This is a genomic window from Sphingomonas sp. FG14, from assembly GCF_057809675.1.
Genome location: NZ_JBMDKK010000003.1, coordinates 172536 through 189023 on the forward strand (window position 1 = coordinate 172536; position 16488 = coordinate 189023).

Here is a 16488-nt window from a genome sequence, read left to right on the forward strand (position 1 = left end):
AATCGCGCCTGGCCCGAATGCCAATGGATTGCGGCGGAAAGGCGGCATTTCCGTCGCTTGTAAAGGGCAAAGCGGCCATGCCATAGTTCAGCCCATGGGGAATATGGGCGCAGAGCAGAAACCGGAGGCCAGGCGAACCTTCTCGCCCAATGCGATCCACCTGATCCGCACCGCCCAGCAACTGACACTGCAACTGAGCCAGATGGCCGATCAGAAGGCATCGATCCTGATGGGCGCGACCTTCGTGGTCTTCACCATCTCTGTGGGACAGGCGCGCAGCGGCACTTTCTCGATTCCCCTGATGCTGCTGGCTTTTTTTTCCTTCGTCTCCGCGATGCTCGCGGTGTTCGCGGTGCTGCCGTCGGTATCCGGCAAGCCCAAGGGCAAGGCGAATATCCTGTTCTTCGGGGTCTTCACTCAGCTTGACGAGGATGAATTCGCTGATCGCGTGATCGATGCGCTGGATGATGACGAGAAAATCTATCGGCTGATGCTGCGGGATATCCATCAGAACGGCCAGGTGCTGCAGGCCAAGAAATATCGCTATCTTGGCCTTGCCTATCGGACATTCCTGGTGGGGCTGACGGTGACCTTCCTGAGTTTCATCCTGGTCGTCTATCTCGGCTGGAAGCCGATTTAATCAGGGATTTCGGCCAGCGCCTTCAGATAATTCTCAGCCTCGTTCGCCTTCAGCCGCACCCAGAGCGGCTTGTGGTCGGAAATCTGCCAGGTCCGCCATTCGTCCGCATAATAGGTCGGCAGCTCGTCTGTCTCCACCCCGCGGCCCGCCTTGGTGGCGGCCGCGTGATCCTTGTAGTCGCCGAAATCCTGGGGCCTGAAGATGCTCTCGTAAATCTCGAATATGCCGGCGTTGCGCGCACTCGCGCCGCCGCCGTCAATATAGTCGATCACCGAAGGATCGGCGAGAAAGGCGATCTGATCGTAATATTTGGTGCGGTCGAGATTGCTGGGGGCATCCAGCTTGCGCGGTGTCCTGAAGCCGTGCGCCTTCAACGCCTGCATCGTCTCGTGCTCGGGATGGACGATGTTGAAATCGCCGAGCAGGATCATCGCCCGGCCGCCCTTCTTCGCATTCAGCTTCGCCAGATCCGCCAGATATTTGGCGATCCGGTCGATCTCCTGGATGCGCTCCCGCAGCGCGGAGCCGGACGTTTCGCCATAATAGATATGGACCGTGCAGATATCGAATTTGAACCAGCCCGATTGAAAGCGCGCCATGAATGGCGTGCGGCGGAACTGCTTACCTTTGAACAGCGCCTCTTCGCTGCCGGCGGTCGCACCCGTCACCAGCATGTTGCTGGGCAGCACGATCTCGCCAGCGATCTTCTGAAACCATACCTTGCGCTTGTCGAACGCGTAGAGCAGCCGTTCGCCATTGCCGCCGAGCTTGGCATGGGTGACGTCGGTGGCGATGAAATCCCAGTTTGGGCCCAGGATGTCCATGATCCGGTACCAGTCGTCGAGCTCGTTGACTTCCTGCACCGCGACGAAATCGAAGCGCGAGATGATCTCGGCGATGTAGAAGAAGCTTTCGGGTAGCCTTTTGCCATGGCCCCAGCCATCGACCTTGCCGAGGTCGCGGATATTCCAGGTCGCCAGCAGCAGGTTGCGCTCGCTGTCCTTGTCCGGAATGTCGCGGTCGAGCTGGGCGATCAGTCGCCGGAGATGCGCAACCATCCGCTTTCTGTCGGCGGCGGCAATGCGGGTCTTGAGCAGGCTGTATTGCGGCATGGTCGAACCTCGCCGTGGTCAGGAAGACGGTCAGCTTCCCGCCGGACTCATAGCGCCATGACTTGCGCCGTCCAGCGCCGATGCATCCGATCCGGCGTGATCTCAGCCGAGCCAGCCGGCGCGGCGATACCAGGCGGCGGTCGTCTTCAGGCCGCCGCGCGTGTTGACATGCGGTTCCCAGAGTGTGGCAGGCGGGCGTTTGGACGAATCGACCGTCCAGTCTGGATGGCAGAAATAATCGACCCGGTCGGGCGTCAGCTTTGCGCGTGACCGGCGGAAGAGCTTGTCCAGCCGCGCAGCCGTCTTGAGCAGCGACTTGGGCGTGGCGAAGGTGGTGACGCGCTTGTCGACCGCCCAGCCGATCGCGCGGGCGAAGCCCTCATGCGTCCAACCGTCGGGCGCGCCGTCATCGGCTTCGTAGATCTCGGCGATCGATCCGCGATCCGTGACCAGCGCCAGCAGCAGCCGCGCAAGATCGCTCACTTCGATCACCGAGAGCTTCCCGCCGGGCGGCAGCAGCATCAGCCCGCGCCGCGCCATGCGGAACAAATCGAGCATCTCGGTATCGCCCGGCCCATAGATCGCCGGCGGACGTACCATGGTCCAGTCGAGTCCGCTGGCGGCCAGCGCATCCTCGGCGCGCGCCTTGGACCAGCCATAGTCGGAGAGCTGCGGTTCGCGCGCGGCGAGCGACGAGACATGGATGAAGCGCCGGACGCCCGCCGCCTTTGCGGCATTCGCCACCGCCAGCGTGCCGCCGACATTGCACGCCTCGAACGCCGCGCGGTTGGCGCCGTTCACCATGCCGGCGACATGGATCACCGCATCGGCGCCGTTGACCAGGCTGCCGAGCGCGGCGGGATCGTCGAGCGCGCCGTCGATCCAGGTCACGCCGGTCCGGGGATCCTGAGGCTTGCGGACCAGCGCGCGCACCTGATGACCCTGATCGAGCGCGAGGCGGAGCAGGGTCTTGCCGACGAAGCCGGTCGCGCCGGTGATGGCGAGCACCGTCACAGCAGCACCATGTGATCGCAATGGATCAGTGCCGCGCGGGGTGCATAGCCCAGGATCGCGGCGAGCCGGTCCGAACGCTGGCCGACGATGCGCGCGGCGTCCGCCGCGTCATATTCCGCGAGACCGCGCGCCAGCGCCCGTCCGTCCGGCCCCAGCACGTCGATCACGTCGCCGCGCTGGAACGCGCCCGAAACGCCCGTGGCGCCGGCAGGCAACAGGCTCTTGCCCTTGGCGAGCGCGGCGGCGGCGCCGGCATCCACCTGGACATTGCCCGTCACGCGCAGCCGCCCGGCCAGCCAGGCCTTGCGCGCACGCTTCGCGCGCTCGGGCAGGAAGACGGTGCCATGCCCGGTCTCGACGAAACGCGACAGCGCATGGTCGTGATGGCCGGAGGCGATGGCGAGGGTGGTGCCCGCCGAATTGGCGATCTGCGCCGCCTGCAGCTTCGAGATCATGCCGCCGGATCCCATGCCCGAAGCGGTGCCGCCATCGGCCATCGCGAAGATGGTGACGTCGATCCGCTCGACGCGTTCGACGAAGCGGGCCTCAGGGTCACGCTGGGGATTGGCGGTGTAGAGGCCGTCGATGTCGGACAGCAGCAGCACGCCTTGCGCGCTGGCGGCTTGCCCAACGCGCGCGGCGAGCCTGTCATTGTCGCCAAAGCGGATCTCGGCGGTCGCGACCGAATCATTTTCGTTGATGACGGGAACGACGCGCAGGCTCAGCAGCCGGTCGAGCGTGGCGCTGGCATTGAGATAGCGGCGTCGGTCTTCGAGATCGTCTAGGGTCAGTAGCATCTGCGCGGCGACCAGATCGTGGCTTGCCAGCAGGTCGGACCAGGCCTGGGATAGTGCGATCTGCCCGGTCGCAGCGGCGGCCTGTGCATCCTCCAGGCTGGCGCGGCCACCCTTGGGCAGCTTCAGCCGACGCGCGCCAAGCGCGATCGCGCCCGACGAGACGATGGCAATCTGCTGGCCCGCCGCATGCGCGGCGGCGATGTCGGCGACGAGCGTCGCCAGCCAATCGCGCCGGATGGTTCCGTCCGGTGCGACAAGCAGCGCCGAGCCGACCTTGACGACCAGGCGGGGGCAGGCGGCGGGGGAAAGGGGATTGTCTTCGCGACCGACGTTCAGACCGGCGACCATTCCCCGTCTCCCCCGTCATCCTCGTCATGCGCCGCCGCTTCGGGCGGATTGATCGCCGCGATCAGCCGGTCGAGCACCGCATCCAGTCCTTGTCCGCTCGCGCCGGACATCGGCAAGACCTCCGCGCCGCTTTCCTCCGCCAGTTCTGCGGCAAGTGCTTCGGTCAACTCATCGTCGAGCGTATCGACCTTGTTGAGCGCGATGATCTCGGTCTTGTCGATCAGGCCCGCACCGTAATTCTCCAGTTCGTCACGCACCGTGCGATAGGCGGCGGCCGGATCCGGCCCGTTGGCATCGACGAGATGGAGCAGCACCTGGCAGCGCTCGATATGACCGAGGAAGCGATCACCGATCCCGGCGCCTTCGGCCGCGCCCTCGATCAGCCCAGGAATATCGGCGACGACGAATTCACGGTCCCGATGCCGGACCACGCCCAGTTGCGGGCGCGTGGTGGTGAAGGGATAGTCGCCGACCTTGGCCTTGGTGTTGGTGACGGCGTTGATGAAGGTCGATTTGCCGGCATTGGGCAACCCAACCAGCCCAGCATCGGCAAGCAGCTTCAGCCGCAGCCATACCCACATTTCCTCGCCGGGCCAGCCCGTACCGTGCTGGCGCGGTGCACGATTGGTCGAGGTCTTGTAGCTGGCATTGCCGCGCCCGCCATCTCCACCGCGCAGGAATACGACCTGTTCGCCAGCCTTGGTGAAGTCGGCAAGCACTTCCTCCTTGTCCTCGGACAGGACCTGGGTGCCGATGGGCACGCGGATGACGAGATCCTTGCCGCCGCCGCCGGTGCGGTTGGAGCCCGCGCCACCCTTGCCGCGCGGTGCCCGGAAATGCTGGGTATAGCGGAAGTCGATGAGCGTGTTGAGGCCGGGTACGGCTTCGAACATGATATCGCCACCCTTGCCGCCGTCACCGCCGTCGGGACCGCCATATTCGATATATTTCTCGCGCCGGAAACTGACGGCGCCTGGACCGCCCGTGCCGGAACGAATGAAAATCTTGGCTTGATCGAGAAAATGCATGGCGCGCCTGTTAGACAACACGCACGCATTTTGCACTATTTACTGCGCATCGCGCCTGGAGTTCGTTCGGGAGAGGCAGGTTGGCGGTGCCGGAAAACGCTCTTCCGCGCTTTCCAGAAGAGGTTCGTCAGTCCTCGTGCAGATGTGCGGCCAGCAATGCGCGCGTCGCCAGATCGCGCGCCGCGCCGCGCGGCAGGCCCAGCGCCTTGGCCATGGGCGCGCCGAGCAGCGCGTCGCCCAGCGCCATCAATACCAGGTGCAGCGTTTCTTCCTGCAATGACTGATCCTTGTGCGCGTGATCGCTGGAAATCTTGTCGACCAGCCGCTGGATCGCGTCGAGAATGGGATTGAGCGCATCCTCGTTGCCGGTCAGGATCATCCAGCTCGCGAGCGCTCCCGCGCCATTGCGGTCGAAAGCGTCGAAGGTCATGTCGACCACTTCGCGCGGATCATGGTCTCCGGCACGTGCGCGGAACACCGCGGCGCCGATTTCGGCGGTCACCGATTCGGCCAGCGATTCGATCAGCGCCTTTTGCAGGCCCGCCGCCGAGCCGAAATGATGGAGCAGATTGGCGTGCGTCCGCCCGATCCGGCCGGCCACGGCTTTCAGCGTAACCGCTTGAGGTCCCGCCTCTATCAGCAGGTCACGCGCGGCGTTGAGCGCGGCGGCGCGACTATGCTCTGGGCTCAGTCTCTTCTTCACTATTGACATTTGTGTCAGTAATGTCCAGTTCGATGTCCAAGGAGCTTTGCCATGACCCGCGACAAGACGCCCCCGGACCTGACGATCACACCGCGCGACCGCCGTTTTGGACGCGGCATGACGCAGCAACGGTGGTGGATGCGCGGCGATCCGATTGCAACGGCTTTCTACAACGCGCTTTCGGTCACCTTTCCGCGCGGCGAGGCGTTTTTCGTCGAGAGCGTGCGCGCCTTTCGCGACGGCGTGCCCCCCAAGCTGGAGCGTGAGATCAACGCCTTCATCAAGCAGGAGGTGATGCACAGCCGCGAGCATGTGTCGTTCAACAAGCGTGTCGTCGATGCCGGCTATGATATCGCGCATCTCGAGGATGTCGTCGCCCAGTCGCTGGAACTCACCAAGGATCGGCCGCAGATCCTGAATCTCGCGGTCACCATGGCGCTTGAACATTATACCGCGATCATGGCGCAGAAGATGCTCAAGGAGCCCGGCTATTGGGAGGGCGCGGATCCCGAACTGGTCGCGATGTGGAAATGGCACGCGATCGAGGAGATCGAGCACAAGGGCGTCGCCTATGACACCTGGCTGCATGCCACGCGCGACTGGTCGCGCTGGAAGCGCTGGAAGGTCAAGACCATCATGATGCTGCTGGTCAGCAAGGAATTCTGGAAGAAGCGCTTCCAGGGCATGCTTTACCTGCTCAAGCAGGACGGCATCGAGGGACCGCGCGCCGCGATGCGCATCCTCTGGCTGTGGTTCGGCAGCCCCGGCGTCGTCCGCAAGCTGGTCCCGTCCTGGTCGGCATTCTTCCTGCCGGGTTTCCACCCCTGGAACCATGACGATCGTTCGCTGATCGCACTCGCGGACAGCGACTATCCCGATGCGGTGATCCCCAAGGGCGCTGCGGCTGCCTGATCAGCAGGCGAACCCAAACCCGCTCATCCTGAGTAGAGACTGAGCTTGGCGAAGGCTCGTATCGAAGGACGCACGATACATGGTGCGTCCTTCGATACGCCGTTTCGGCTTCGCTCAACGGCTACTCAGGATGAGTGGCGTTGTAGGGGCTCTTCTTGCCATTCCCCTCAAAGCGGCGCGCATTGCGCCTCCAGCCAGGCCTTTGCTTCACCGTCGAGCTGCGGGCCGACCACGGCCAGCACCTTGGCATGATAGTCATCCACCCATTGCCGTTCGGCGGGCGAGAGCATTTCGACATCGATCAGCCGCCGTTCGATCGGCGCGAAGGTCAGCGTCTCGAACCCGAGCACCGGCTTTTCGGCGCCGGGTACGTCGCGATTCTCGACCAGCACCAGATTTTCGATACGAATGCCGTATTCGCCGGTCTTGTAATAGCCGGGCTCGTTGGACAGGATCATGCCCGCGCGCAGCGGCTCGTCGGTTCCGGCCTGGCCGCCTGCCGACATGGCGATGCGCTGCGGCCCTTCATGCACGCCCAGGAAGCTGCCGACGCCATGGCCGGTGCCGTGCGCGTAATCGAGCCCTGCCGCCCAGAGATATTGTCGCGCCAGCGTGTCGAGCTGACCGCCGCGCGTGCCCTGCGGAAAGACCGCCGTCGCCAGCGCGATATGTCCCTTGAGCACGCGCGTGAAACGGTCGCGCATCTCGGCGGTCGGCGTGCCGATCGCGATGGTGCGCGTCACATCCGTGGTGCCGTCACGATACTGGGCGCCTGAATCGACCAGATAGAGCGAGTCGATTTCGATGGGGCGGTTGGTTTCCTCGCTCACCCGGTAATGGACGACCGCGCCGTTGGGGCCGGCGCCCGAAATCGTGTCGAAGGAAAGATCCTCCAGTTTGCCGGTCTCCTGGCGGAATGCTTCCAGCCTGTCGGATGCAGACAATTCGGTCAGCCCGCCCTTGGGCGCTTCCACTGAGATCCAGTGGAGGAAGCGGCTGAGCGCAGCGCCGTCGCGCGCCTGCGCGGCGCGCTGGCCGGCGATTTCGACCTCGTTCTTGATCGCCTTCGCCAGCACGGTCGGTTCGCGCAGCGCGACGATGTCGGCGCCGGCGCGATCGAGGCCGGTGAAGATCGCGGCGACGGCACGTTCGGGATCGACCACCACTTTCTTGCCGGCAAGCGTCGCGAAATCGCTGGCGAACGCCTCGCGGTGGTGCACGCGCACCGCATTGCCCAGATGCTGGGCGACATCATCGGCCATTTTCTCGGGCGCGACGTAGAGATCGGCGGTCGCGTCGCCGTGCACGACCGCATAGGCGAGTGCGACGGGCGTACGGCTCACATCCTTGCCGCGGATGTTGAAGGTCCAGGCGATCGAATCGAGCGCCGACAGGATGACGGCGTCGGCCTTGTGCGCATGCAGCCAGTCCGCGATTTCCTGGCGTTTTTCGCCGGCGCCCTTGCCCGTCAGGTCCTGTGGGTGGACGATCAGCCTGGCTTGGCTGGGTTCCGGCCGGTCCGGCCACACCGCGTCGACGGGGTTGGTATCGACCGGCACCAGGGTCGCGCCCTTTTCGGCGAGTGCGGCGGCGGCGTGTTCGGCCCAGGCGCGGGTGTGCAGCCAGGCGTCGTAACCGATCCGCGCGCCCTTGGCGGCATGTTCGCCCAGCCACTGGGCGACGCTGGTTTGCGGCACGCCGACATATTGCCAGTGATTGCCGTCGACCTGCTCGCGCACCTGCAGCGTATAGCGGCCGTCGACGAAGATCGCGGCCTCCTCCGGCAGCACTACGGCCGATCCGGCCGATCCCTGGAAACCCGTCAGCCAGGCGAGGCGCTGCGCATAATCGCCGACATATTCGCTCATATGTTCGTCGGAGATGGGAACGACGAAGCCGTCGAGCCGGTCGCGCTTCAATTGCTCGCGCAGCGCCTGAAGACGTGCTTCGTGGGTGGACATGCGGTGATCCTTGATTTCTAGTGATGGGCCTCAACATAGGGCGCTGGCGACCGCCTTGCCACCCGCCGCAACGGGAAATACCGACCATGCGCCTGGCATTCGCCGCCACTCTGTCGATCGCGCTCGCCGCACCCGTTCAAGCCCAGAAAGATATCATGACCGATCCGATCAAGCCCCCCGTCGCCGAGCAGCGGCCGCACAGCTACACCCGTCACGGCGTCACCATTCAGGATCCTTATTTCTGGCTGAAGGATCCGGGCTATCCCGAAGTGAACGACGCCGACGTGCTCGACTATGTGAAGGCGGAGAACGCCTATTTCGAAGAACAGATGAAGCCGCGCGCGGCACTGGTCGAGACGATCTTCCAGGAGATGAAGGGGCGCATCAAGGAGGATGATTCGTCGGTTCCGCAGAAGGACGGCGACTGGCTCTATTGGCTCGCCTACCAGACCGGCGCGCAATACCCTGTCCATTATCGCCGGCCGGTCGCCGGCGGCGCGGACGAGATATTGTTCGACGAACCCAGGGAAGCCGAGGGCAAGGAGTATTTCCGCCTTGGCATCCTTGAAGTGAGCCCGGACGGCCGGCTGATGGCCTATGGCGCCGACGACAACGGATCCGAACGCTACACGCTGCGCATCCGCGAGATCGCGACCGGACGCGAGCTGGAGACGATCAGCACGCAGGTGAATGGCGACGTCGCCTGGGCAGCGGATTCGAAGAGCCTGGTCTATACCGAGGTCAACGAGCAGTGGCGCGCCTATAAGGCATTGCATCATGTGCTCGGCGCCGATCCGAAGACCGACACGGTCCTTTACGAGGAACAGGATATTGGCTTCCAGGTCGGCATCGACGAGACGCAGGACCGCCAATGGATCGTTCTCGCGACCGGTGACAACCAGACCAGCGAAGTGCGGCTGCTGCCCGCGTCGAACCCGCTCGCCGAAGCAATCCTGGTTTCGCCGCGCAAGGTGAAGCACGAATATTCGGTGGATTCGGCGCATGGCAAGCTGTGGATCCTGACCAATGATGACCATGTGAATTTCCGCCTGGCGGAGGCCGATCCCAAGGATCCGGGCAATTGGAAGACGGTGATCGCTGGATCGGACCGCGTCTATCTGACCGGTTTCGCATCCTTCGCGAAGCATCTCGTCATTTCCGAGCGGGTCGACGGGCTCGATCAGGTAGTGCTCAGGACCTATGACGGCAAGGAAAGCCGGGTTCCGTTCAAGGAGGCGAGCTATTCGGCGGGGCTGTCGAGCAATCCCGAATATGATCCCGACGTCTATCGCCTGTCCTATTCCTCGATGGTGACGCCGCGCACCACCTATGAATATGATCCCGCGACCGGCGGGCTCACGACGCTGAAGGTGCAGGAAATCCCGTCGGGCTATGATCCCAGCCAGTACGAGACCGAACGGTTGATGGTGACCGCGCGCGACGGCGCCAGGGTGCCGGTCTCGGTCGTCTACAAGAAGGGCTTCCGCAAGGACGGCAACGGCAAGCTCTTCCTCTATGCTTATGGCGCGTACGGCTATGCCATCCCGCCCAGCTTCTCGACCGGCCGGCTCTCGTTGCTTGATCGTGGCTATGCCTTCGCTATCGCGCATATCCGTGGCGGCGACGATCTCGGCTATAACTGGTATCTTCAGGGCAAGGCGGAGGCGCGCTGGAACACCTTCCACGATTTCGTCGATGTGGCGAAGGGGCTAATTGCCGCCGATTTCACCAAGGCGGGCAATATCGCTATCAATGGCGGATCGGCGGGCGGCGAGCTGATGGGCGTCGTCGCCAATACCGATCCCGATCTGTGGGGGGCGGTGGTGGCGGACGTGCCTTTCGTCGACGTGCTCAGCACCATGCTCGACGACAGCCTGCCGCTGACCCCCGGCGAATGGCCCGAATGGGGCAATCCGATCACCGACAGAAAGGCGTTCGAGCTGATCCGCAGCTACAGCCCCTACGACAATGTCACCGCCAAAGCCTATCCACCGCTGCTGATCACGGGCGGGCTCAACGATCCGCGCGTGACCTATTGGGAACCCGCGAAATGGACGGCGAGGCTGCGCGCAACCAAGACCGACAAGAACGTGCTGCTGCTCAAGACCAATATGGGTGCGGGCCATGGCGGCAAGTCCGGCCGGTTCGACAGTCTCCGTGAGGATGCGGAGACCTATGCCTTCGTGCTCTGGCAACTCGGCGACGTGGAATAGGGAGCGCAGCCATGGGGTTTTCGTGGTCGGTCACCGCCTCCGCCGACGACATCGACGAGCTAGGCCATGTCAACAATGCGGTCTGGGTCCGCTGGATCCAGGACATCGCGACCGCGCATTGGCGTTATGCGGCGGCCGACGAGCATGTCGACGCGTATGTCTGGGTCGTCGTGCGCCACGAAATCGACTATATTGGCAATGTCGTGTCGGGCGAGACGGTCACTGCGCGAACCTGGGTGCCGGAATGGCCGCGCGGCGCGCGCTTCGATCGGATGATCGAGTTCACCGGGCCCGATGGCAAGGCCAAGGTCCGCGCGAAGACGACCTGGGCCATGATCGACAAGGCGACGGGCCGGATCGGCCGCGTTCCGCGCGATGTCGCCGCCAATTTCATCGAGGGGGGAGAGGAGGAGAAGCCATGATCATCGTCACCGGCGCCATCCACACCCAGGCTGCAACGCATGGGCCCATGCTTGCCGCCTGCCTCGAACATTGCCGGCGTTCCCGGTCCGAGCCGGGCTGCATCGCCCACAATGTCCATGTCGATTGCGAGGATCCGTGCCGGCTGGTGTTCGTCGAGTTCTGGGACGACGAAGCGGCGCTTCGCGCGCATTTCCAGGTTCCCGAATCGCGCGCCTTCGCGGCCTATGCCCGCGCCAATGCGTCGGAGCCGCCTGAGATCGTGATCCATCGGGCGGAGACTGTACTGTTTTGAGGCTCGCGAAGTAATGTCAGTCCGGCGAAAGCCGGAATGACGCGGTGCCAGGCATTCAGGCGTCCAGCGCCTCGAAAATCGCGTTGATCGAATCCGGCGAGGTCGTGAAGCCCAGATGGCCGCATTCCACCTGCCAAGCGCGATCGCTTTCGTGCGGCAGCCCGCGGCTGCACAGCGGCGATACAATGCCATCATTCTCCGACCATAAGGCATAGGTCGGCACCGGCGGTTTCTCGGTGAGATTAACGGCGAGCGGCCCCTGATCGACCGGATGCCGGTTGATCAGTTCGTAGAGCCGCCAGGCGTGGTTGGCGCGCAGATCCCCCGAAAAAGGGCTTCCCATCGTGATCACCCGATCGATGCGGTCGGGCGCGTGCTTGGCATATTCGCGTGCGATCAGGCCGCCCAGGCTCCAGCCGATCAGGGCCACGGGTCCACCGCATTCGCGCTGGATATAGTCGAGCCGGCGGTCGAGCCGTTCGAGGATATCGGCCTTCACGCCGAAATTGCGGCCTTCGCCCCAGCCATAGGTCCTGAAATTCGCGGCCTTCAGCGTCCGGCGCAACATCACCGTCGATCCATCGGCGGCCAGGAAGCCTGGGATCACCATCACCGGGCGGCCATCGCCGTCGTGGTCGGTCGCCATCGCCGGGCCGTAGCGCCAGCCGCGGCGGATCTCGTTCAGCACGCGCATTTCGCCAAGCAGCTTGGCGAAGGGCGGCGGCGAAGCCGCAAGAGAGGGCGAAAGTCCATCCATGACAGTTTTATGACCGAAAAAACTTTCCAAATCGAGTCACGGTTCCGTCACATGAAGGAAATCAATCTGTGACGAAGCTGCCGCCGGCCGATGCTGGCGCCGCTGCGCCGGGCCGTTGATCGCCGCGATCGGGCCAATCCGTCGGAAAACCGGTTCCATCCTTTCGACAGGTTATTCTAGGATGGGGGCATGAAACTGTTCTTCGATCCGCGCGAACTCGATCACGCGCCCGAGCAGGAGCTGCACAATGGCGGCTTCGTTCCCTATGCCGAGCATCCGGGCCGCGCCCGCGACATGCTGGGCGCGCTGGCCGGCACCGTGGCGCCGGCGGATCGTGGCGAGGCGCCGATCCTGCGCGTGCACGACGCCGCCTATATCGATTTCCTGAAGAACGCCCATGCGCGCTGGATCGCGGCGGGGCGTAACGGCGACGCGGTGGGCTATACTTGGCCGATCGCGCGCCGACGCCCGTTGAATCTGGAACGGATCGACGCGCAGCTCGGTCTGTTCAGCTTCGATGCGTCCACCCCGATCACCGCCGATACCTGGGACAGCGTCTATTGGGGCGCGCAGTCGGCACTGGCGGCGACGCATGAGGTACTGGACGGCGCATCGATCGCCTTTGCGCTGTGCCGACCGCCGGGGCACCATGCCGGCGCCGACTATCTGGGCGGCTATTGCTATATCAACAATGTGGCGGTCGCCGCGCAGGCGGCACGCGATGCGGGCGTCGCGAAGGTGGCGATCCTCGACATCGACTATCATCACGGCAATGGCACCCAGGACATCTTCTACGATCGCGGCGATGTGCTGTTCATTTCGATCCATGCCGATCCGGTGACCGATTATCCGTTCTACTGGGGCCATGCCGACGAGCGCGGCGAAGGGGCGGGGGAGGGCGCGACGCTCAACCTGCCGCTGCCGCGCGGCACGACGCTGGCGGAATATGAGCCTGCGCTGGAGACCGCGATGGAAGCGATCGCGGCGTTCGGCCCCGATCTGCTGCTGGTCTCGTTCGGTGCGGATACTTTCGAGGAGGATCCGATCTCTCAGTTCAAGCTGAAGACCGAGGATTATCCGGCGCTCGCACGGCGCATCGCCGCGTCCGGACTGCCCCTGGTGGTGGTGATGGAGGGCGGCTACGCCACCGATGCGCTCGGGCGCAATGTCGCGAGTTTCCTCAGCGGGTTTTGATACAAAAAGCCCCTCCCCTTTAGGGGAGGGGTTTGGGGGTGGGGGAGTCTTTCGCTTCGCGAGCGCTGCCTGACGGCAGCGCACCCACCCCGAACCCCTCCCTTGAAAGGGAGGGGCTTTATGATCGTTACAGCTTCGACGTCAGTTCCGGGACGACCTTGAACAGGTCGCCGACCAGGCCGATGTCCGCCACCTGGAAGATGGGGGCGTCCTCGTCCTTGTTGATCGCGATGATCGTCTTGGAGTCCTTCATGCCGGCCAGGTGCTGGATCGCGCCCGAGATGCCGATCGCGATATAGACTTCCGGCGCCACGATCTTGCCGGTCTGGCCGACCTGATAATCGTTGGGCACATAGCCTGCATCGACCGCGGCGCGGCTCGCGCCGACGCCCGCACCCAGCTTGTCGGCCAGGGGTTCGATGATCGTGTGGAAGTTCTCGCTGTTCTGGAGCGCGCGACCGCCGGAGACGATGATCTTCGCGCTGGTCAGTTCCGGACGCTCGCTCTTCGCGATCTCGGCACCGACGAAGCTCGACAGGCCTGCATCGCCCTTGCCGGAGACGGCCTCGACCGAAGCCGAGCCGCCGTCCTTGGCGGCTTTCTCGAATGCGGTGCCGCGCACGGTGATCACCTTCTTCGCGTCCGACGACTGGACGGTCGCGATCGCGTTGCCCGCATAGATCGGGCGGGTGAAGGTGTCGGCGCTCTCGACCGACAGGATCTCCGAGATCTGCGCGACGTCGAGCAGCGCGGCGACGCGCGGCGCGATGTTCTTCGCCGACGAGGTGGCGGGGGCGACGAACGCGTCATGGCCAGCCATCAGTTCGACGACCAGCGGCGCGACATTCTCGGCCAGCGCATGCTCATAGGCCGCATCGTCGGCCAGCAGCACCTTGGAGACGCCCGCGATCTTCGCGGCGGCATCGGCGACGCCCTGCGCGCCCTTGCCGGCGACGAGCGCCACGACATCGCCGAGCTTCGCACCGGCGGTGACGGCCGCGAGCGTCGCGTCCTTCAGTTCCTTGTTGTCGTGTTCGACCCAAACGAGAACGCTCATGCCGCCACTCCCATCGCCTTCAGCTTCGCCACCAGTTCATCGACATCGGCAACCTTGATGCCGGCGCTGCGCACCGGCGGCTCGGAAACCTTCATCGTCTTGAGACGCGGGCTGACATCGACGCCGTAATCGGCGGGCGTCTTCTGCGCGAGCGGCTTGGACTTCGCCTTCATGATATTGGGCAGCGAAGCATAGCGCGGCTCGTTGAGGCGAAGATCGGTGGTGACGATCGCCGGCACCTTGAGCGACACGGTCTCGAGACCGCCATCGACTTCGCGGGTGACGGCGACGCTGTCGCCCGAAACCTCGACCTTCGACGCGAAGGTGCCCTGGCCCCAGCCCAGCAAGGCCGCCAGCATCTGGCCGGTCTGGTTGCTGTCGTCATCGATCGCCTGCTTGCCCAGGATCACCAGGCCCGGCTGTTCCTCGTCGGCCACGGCCTTGAGCAGCTTGGCGACGCCGAGCGGCTCCACCTCGCCCTCGGCGGTGATCAGGATCGCGCGGTCGGCGCCCATCGCCAGCGCGGTGCGCAGCGTTTCCTGCGCCTTCGCCTCGCCGATCGAGACCGCCACGATTTCCGTGACCGCGCCCTTTTCCTTCAGGCGGATCGCTTCCTCGACCGCGATCTCGTCGAACGGGTTCATCGACATCTTGACGTTCGCCAGGTCGACACCCGTGCCGTCCGCCTTCACGCGGGGCTTTACGTTATAGTCAAGCACGCGCTTGACCGGGACCAGAACCTTCATTCTTTCCTCCTATTACCGCACCTTCCCTGGGGAGGGCGCTCAGGCGGCTTCCTTCACCTGCGCGACGATCTTCTTCGCGGCGTCGCCAAGATCGTTGGCGGGCACGATCGGCAGGCCCGATTCGGCCAGGATCTTCTTGCCTTCTTCCACATTCGTGCCCTCGAGCCGCACGACGAGCGGCACGCCGAGATTCACTTCCTTCGCCGCGGCGACGATGCCGTCCGCGATGATGTCGCAGCGCATGATGCCGCCGAAGATGTTGACGAGAATGCCCTTCACCGCCGGATCGCTCAGGATGATCTTGAACGCCGCGGTCACCTTCTCCTTGTTGGCGCCGCCGCCGACATCGAGGAAGTTGGCCGGGAACATGCCGTTGAGCTTGATGATGTCCATCGTCGCCATGGCCAGGCCGGCGCCGTTGACCATGCAGCCGATATCGCCGTCGAGCTTGATATAGGCGAGGTCGTACTTCGACGCTTCCAGCTCCATCGGATCTTCTTCGGTCTCGTCGCGGAGTTCCAGCAGATCCTTGTGGCGGAACATCGCGTTCGAATCGAAGCCGACCTTGGCGTCGAGGACCATCAGCTTGTTGTCGCCGGTGATTGCGAGCGGATTGATCTCGATCTGCGAAGCGTCGGTGCCGAGGAACGCGTCATACAGCTTCGCCGCGACATTCTGCGCCTGCTTGGCGAGGTCGCCCGACAGTTCGAGCGCCTTGGCGACGGCGCGGCCGTGATGCGGCATGAAGCCGGTCGCGGGATCCACGGCGAAGGTGTGGATCTTCTCGGGCGTATCATGGGCGACGGTTTCGATGTCCATGCCGCCTTCGGTCGAAACGACGAAAGCCACGCGGCCGGTCGCGCGATCGACGAGCAGCGCGAGGTAGAATTCCTTCTCGATGTCGACGCCGTCGGTCACGTACAGGCGGTTGACCTGCTTGCCGGCTTCGCCGGTCTGGATCGTCACCAGCGTGTTGCCGAGCATGTCGGCGGCATGCGCCTTCACTTCGTCGAGCGTCTTGGCCAGGCGGACACCGCCCTTGGCATCGGGGCCAAGTTCCTTGAACTTGCCCTTGCCGCGACCGCCCGCATGGATCTGCGCCTTCACGACATAGAGGGGGCCGGGCAGCTTGCCGGCGGCTGCGACGGCTTCTTCGACGGTGAGGGCGGCGTGGCCGGCGGGAACGGGCACGCCAAACTTCGCCAGCAGTTCCTTGGCCTGATATTCGTGGATGTTCATGAGGGCGCTCGTGCCTTTCCGCAGTGCAAAATGGGGAGTCGCAGCGGCCTTA

General features: G+C 64.3%; 16 protein-coding genes. 6 read left to right on the forward strand and 10 right to left on the reverse strand.

Going from position 1 to position 16488, the window contains the following annotated elements:
- Positions 1–94: 94 nt before the first annotated feature.
- Positions 95–640 (forward strand): Pycsar system effector family protein, encoded by a 546-nt coding sequence (locus tag ACODTA_RS13155; protein WP_489066360.1) that lies wholly within the window; start codon positions 95–97, stop codon positions 638–640.
- On the opposite strand, the gene ACODTA_RS13160 is transcribed toward ACODTA_RS13155, so the two are convergent.
- From ACODTA_RS13160 to ACODTA_RS13180, 5 genes are all read right to left on the reverse strand, one after another.
- A complete protein-coding gene (locus tag ACODTA_RS13160) occupies positions 637–1698 on the reverse strand; it encodes an endonuclease/exonuclease/phosphatase family protein (RefSeq protein WP_489066361.1) in 1062 nt (353 codons plus the stop codon). The two genes, ACODTA_RS13155 and ACODTA_RS13160, sit on opposite strands and share 4 nt — an antisense overlap.
- A gap of 156 nt (positions 1699–1854) precedes the next feature.
- The gene (locus ACODTA_RS13165) at positions 1855–2766 is read right to left on the reverse strand and encodes an NAD-dependent epimerase/dehydratase family protein (RefSeq protein WP_489066362.1); all 912 of its coding nucleotides are present in this window, start codon (positions 2764–2766) and stop codon (positions 1855–1857) included.
- Positions 2763–3911: a glutamate 5-kinase gene (gene proB / locus ACODTA_RS13170; protein WP_489066363.1), complete on the reverse strand. Its 1149-nt coding sequence runs from the start codon at positions 3909–3911 to the stop codon at positions 2763–2765. Before proB ends, ACODTA_RS13165 begins: the two co-directional genes overlap by 4 nt.
- A complete protein-coding gene (gene obgE / locus ACODTA_RS13175) occupies positions 3896–4939 on the reverse strand; it encodes a GTPase ObgE (RefSeq protein WP_489066364.1) in 1044 nt (347 codons plus the stop codon). Before obgE ends, proB begins: the two co-directional genes overlap by 16 nt.
- A 127-nt stretch (positions 4940–5066) precedes the next feature.
- Positions 5067–5651: a TetR/AcrR family transcriptional regulator gene (locus ACODTA_RS13180; protein WP_489066365.1), complete on the reverse strand. Its 585-nt coding sequence runs from the start codon at positions 5649–5651 to the stop codon at positions 5067–5069.
- Positions 5652–5693: 42 nt separating this feature from the next.
- On the opposite strand from ACODTA_RS13180, the gene ACODTA_RS13185 reads away from it, so the two are divergent.
- On the forward strand, positions 5694–6554 hold the full coding sequence (locus tag ACODTA_RS13185; RefSeq protein WP_489066366.1) for a metal-dependent hydrolase: 861 nt from the start codon (positions 5694–5696) through the stop codon (positions 6552–6554).
- Between the two features lie 167 nt (positions 6555–6721).
- Here ACODTA_RS13185 and ACODTA_RS13190 read toward each other — a convergent pair whose 3' ends face one another.
- Positions 6722–8515 carry an aminopeptidase P family protein gene (locus ACODTA_RS13190; protein ID WP_489066367.1) on the reverse strand — a complete coding sequence of 598 codons (1794 nt, stop codon included), beginning with the start codon at positions 8513–8515 and terminating at the stop codon, positions 6722–6724.
- Positions 8516–8670: 155 nt separating this feature from the next.
- Between ACODTA_RS13190 and ACODTA_RS13195 the strand changes: the two genes are divergently transcribed.
- From ACODTA_RS13195 to ACODTA_RS13205, 3 genes are read left to right on the forward strand one after another with little or no spacing between them, the layout of a single operon-like run.
- A complete protein-coding gene (locus tag ACODTA_RS13195) occupies positions 8671–10728 on the forward strand; it encodes a S9 family peptidase (protein ID WP_489066770.1) in 2058 nt (685 codons plus the stop codon).
- 11 nt (positions 10729–10739) lie between these two features.
- Positions 10740–11150: an acyl-CoA thioesterase gene (locus ACODTA_RS13200; protein WP_489066368.1), complete on the forward strand. Its 411-nt coding sequence runs from the start codon at positions 10740–10742 to the stop codon at positions 11148–11150.
- Positions 11147–11443 (forward strand): putative quinol monooxygenase, encoded by a 297-nt coding sequence (locus ACODTA_RS13205; protein WP_489066369.1) that lies wholly within the window; start codon positions 11147–11149, stop codon positions 11441–11443. Before ACODTA_RS13200 ends, ACODTA_RS13205 begins: the two co-directional genes overlap by 4 nt.
- Positions 11444–11498: 55 nt before the next feature.
- Here ACODTA_RS13205 and ACODTA_RS13210 read toward each other — a convergent pair whose 3' ends face one another.
- Positions 11499–12200, reverse strand: a complete 702-nt coding sequence (locus ACODTA_RS13210; protein ID WP_489066370.1) for an esterase/lipase family protein — start codon at positions 12198–12200, stop codon at positions 11499–11501.
- Between the two features lie 189 nt (positions 12201–12389).
- Between ACODTA_RS13210 and ACODTA_RS13215 the strand changes: the two genes are divergently transcribed.
- Positions 12390–13394, forward strand: a complete 1005-nt coding sequence (locus ACODTA_RS13215) for a histone deacetylase family protein (RefSeq protein ID WP_489066371.1) — start codon at positions 12390–12392, stop codon at positions 13392–13394.
- Between the two features lie 127 nt (positions 13395–13521).
- On the opposite strand, the gene ACODTA_RS13220 is transcribed toward ACODTA_RS13215, so the two are convergent.
- From ACODTA_RS13220 to sucC, 3 genes are read right to left on the reverse strand one after another with little or no spacing between them, the layout of a single operon-like run.
- Positions 13522–14451, reverse strand: a complete 930-nt coding sequence (locus ACODTA_RS13220; RefSeq protein WP_489066372.1) for an electron transfer flavoprotein subunit alpha/FixB family protein — start codon at positions 14449–14451, stop codon at positions 13522–13524.
- Positions 14448–15197 (reverse strand): electron transfer flavoprotein subunit beta/FixA family protein, encoded by a 750-nt coding sequence (locus ACODTA_RS13225; protein WP_489066373.1) that lies wholly within the window; start codon positions 15195–15197, stop codon positions 14448–14450. The genes ACODTA_RS13220 and ACODTA_RS13225 overlap by 4 nt, the downstream gene beginning before the upstream one ends.
- 39 nt (positions 15198–15236) lie before the next feature.
- Positions 15237–16436: an ADP-forming succinate--CoA ligase subunit beta gene (sucC, locus tag ACODTA_RS13230; protein ID WP_489066374.1), complete on the reverse strand. Its 1200-nt coding sequence runs from the start codon at positions 16434–16436 to the stop codon at positions 15237–15239.
- Positions 16437–16488 lie beyond the last annotated feature (52 nt).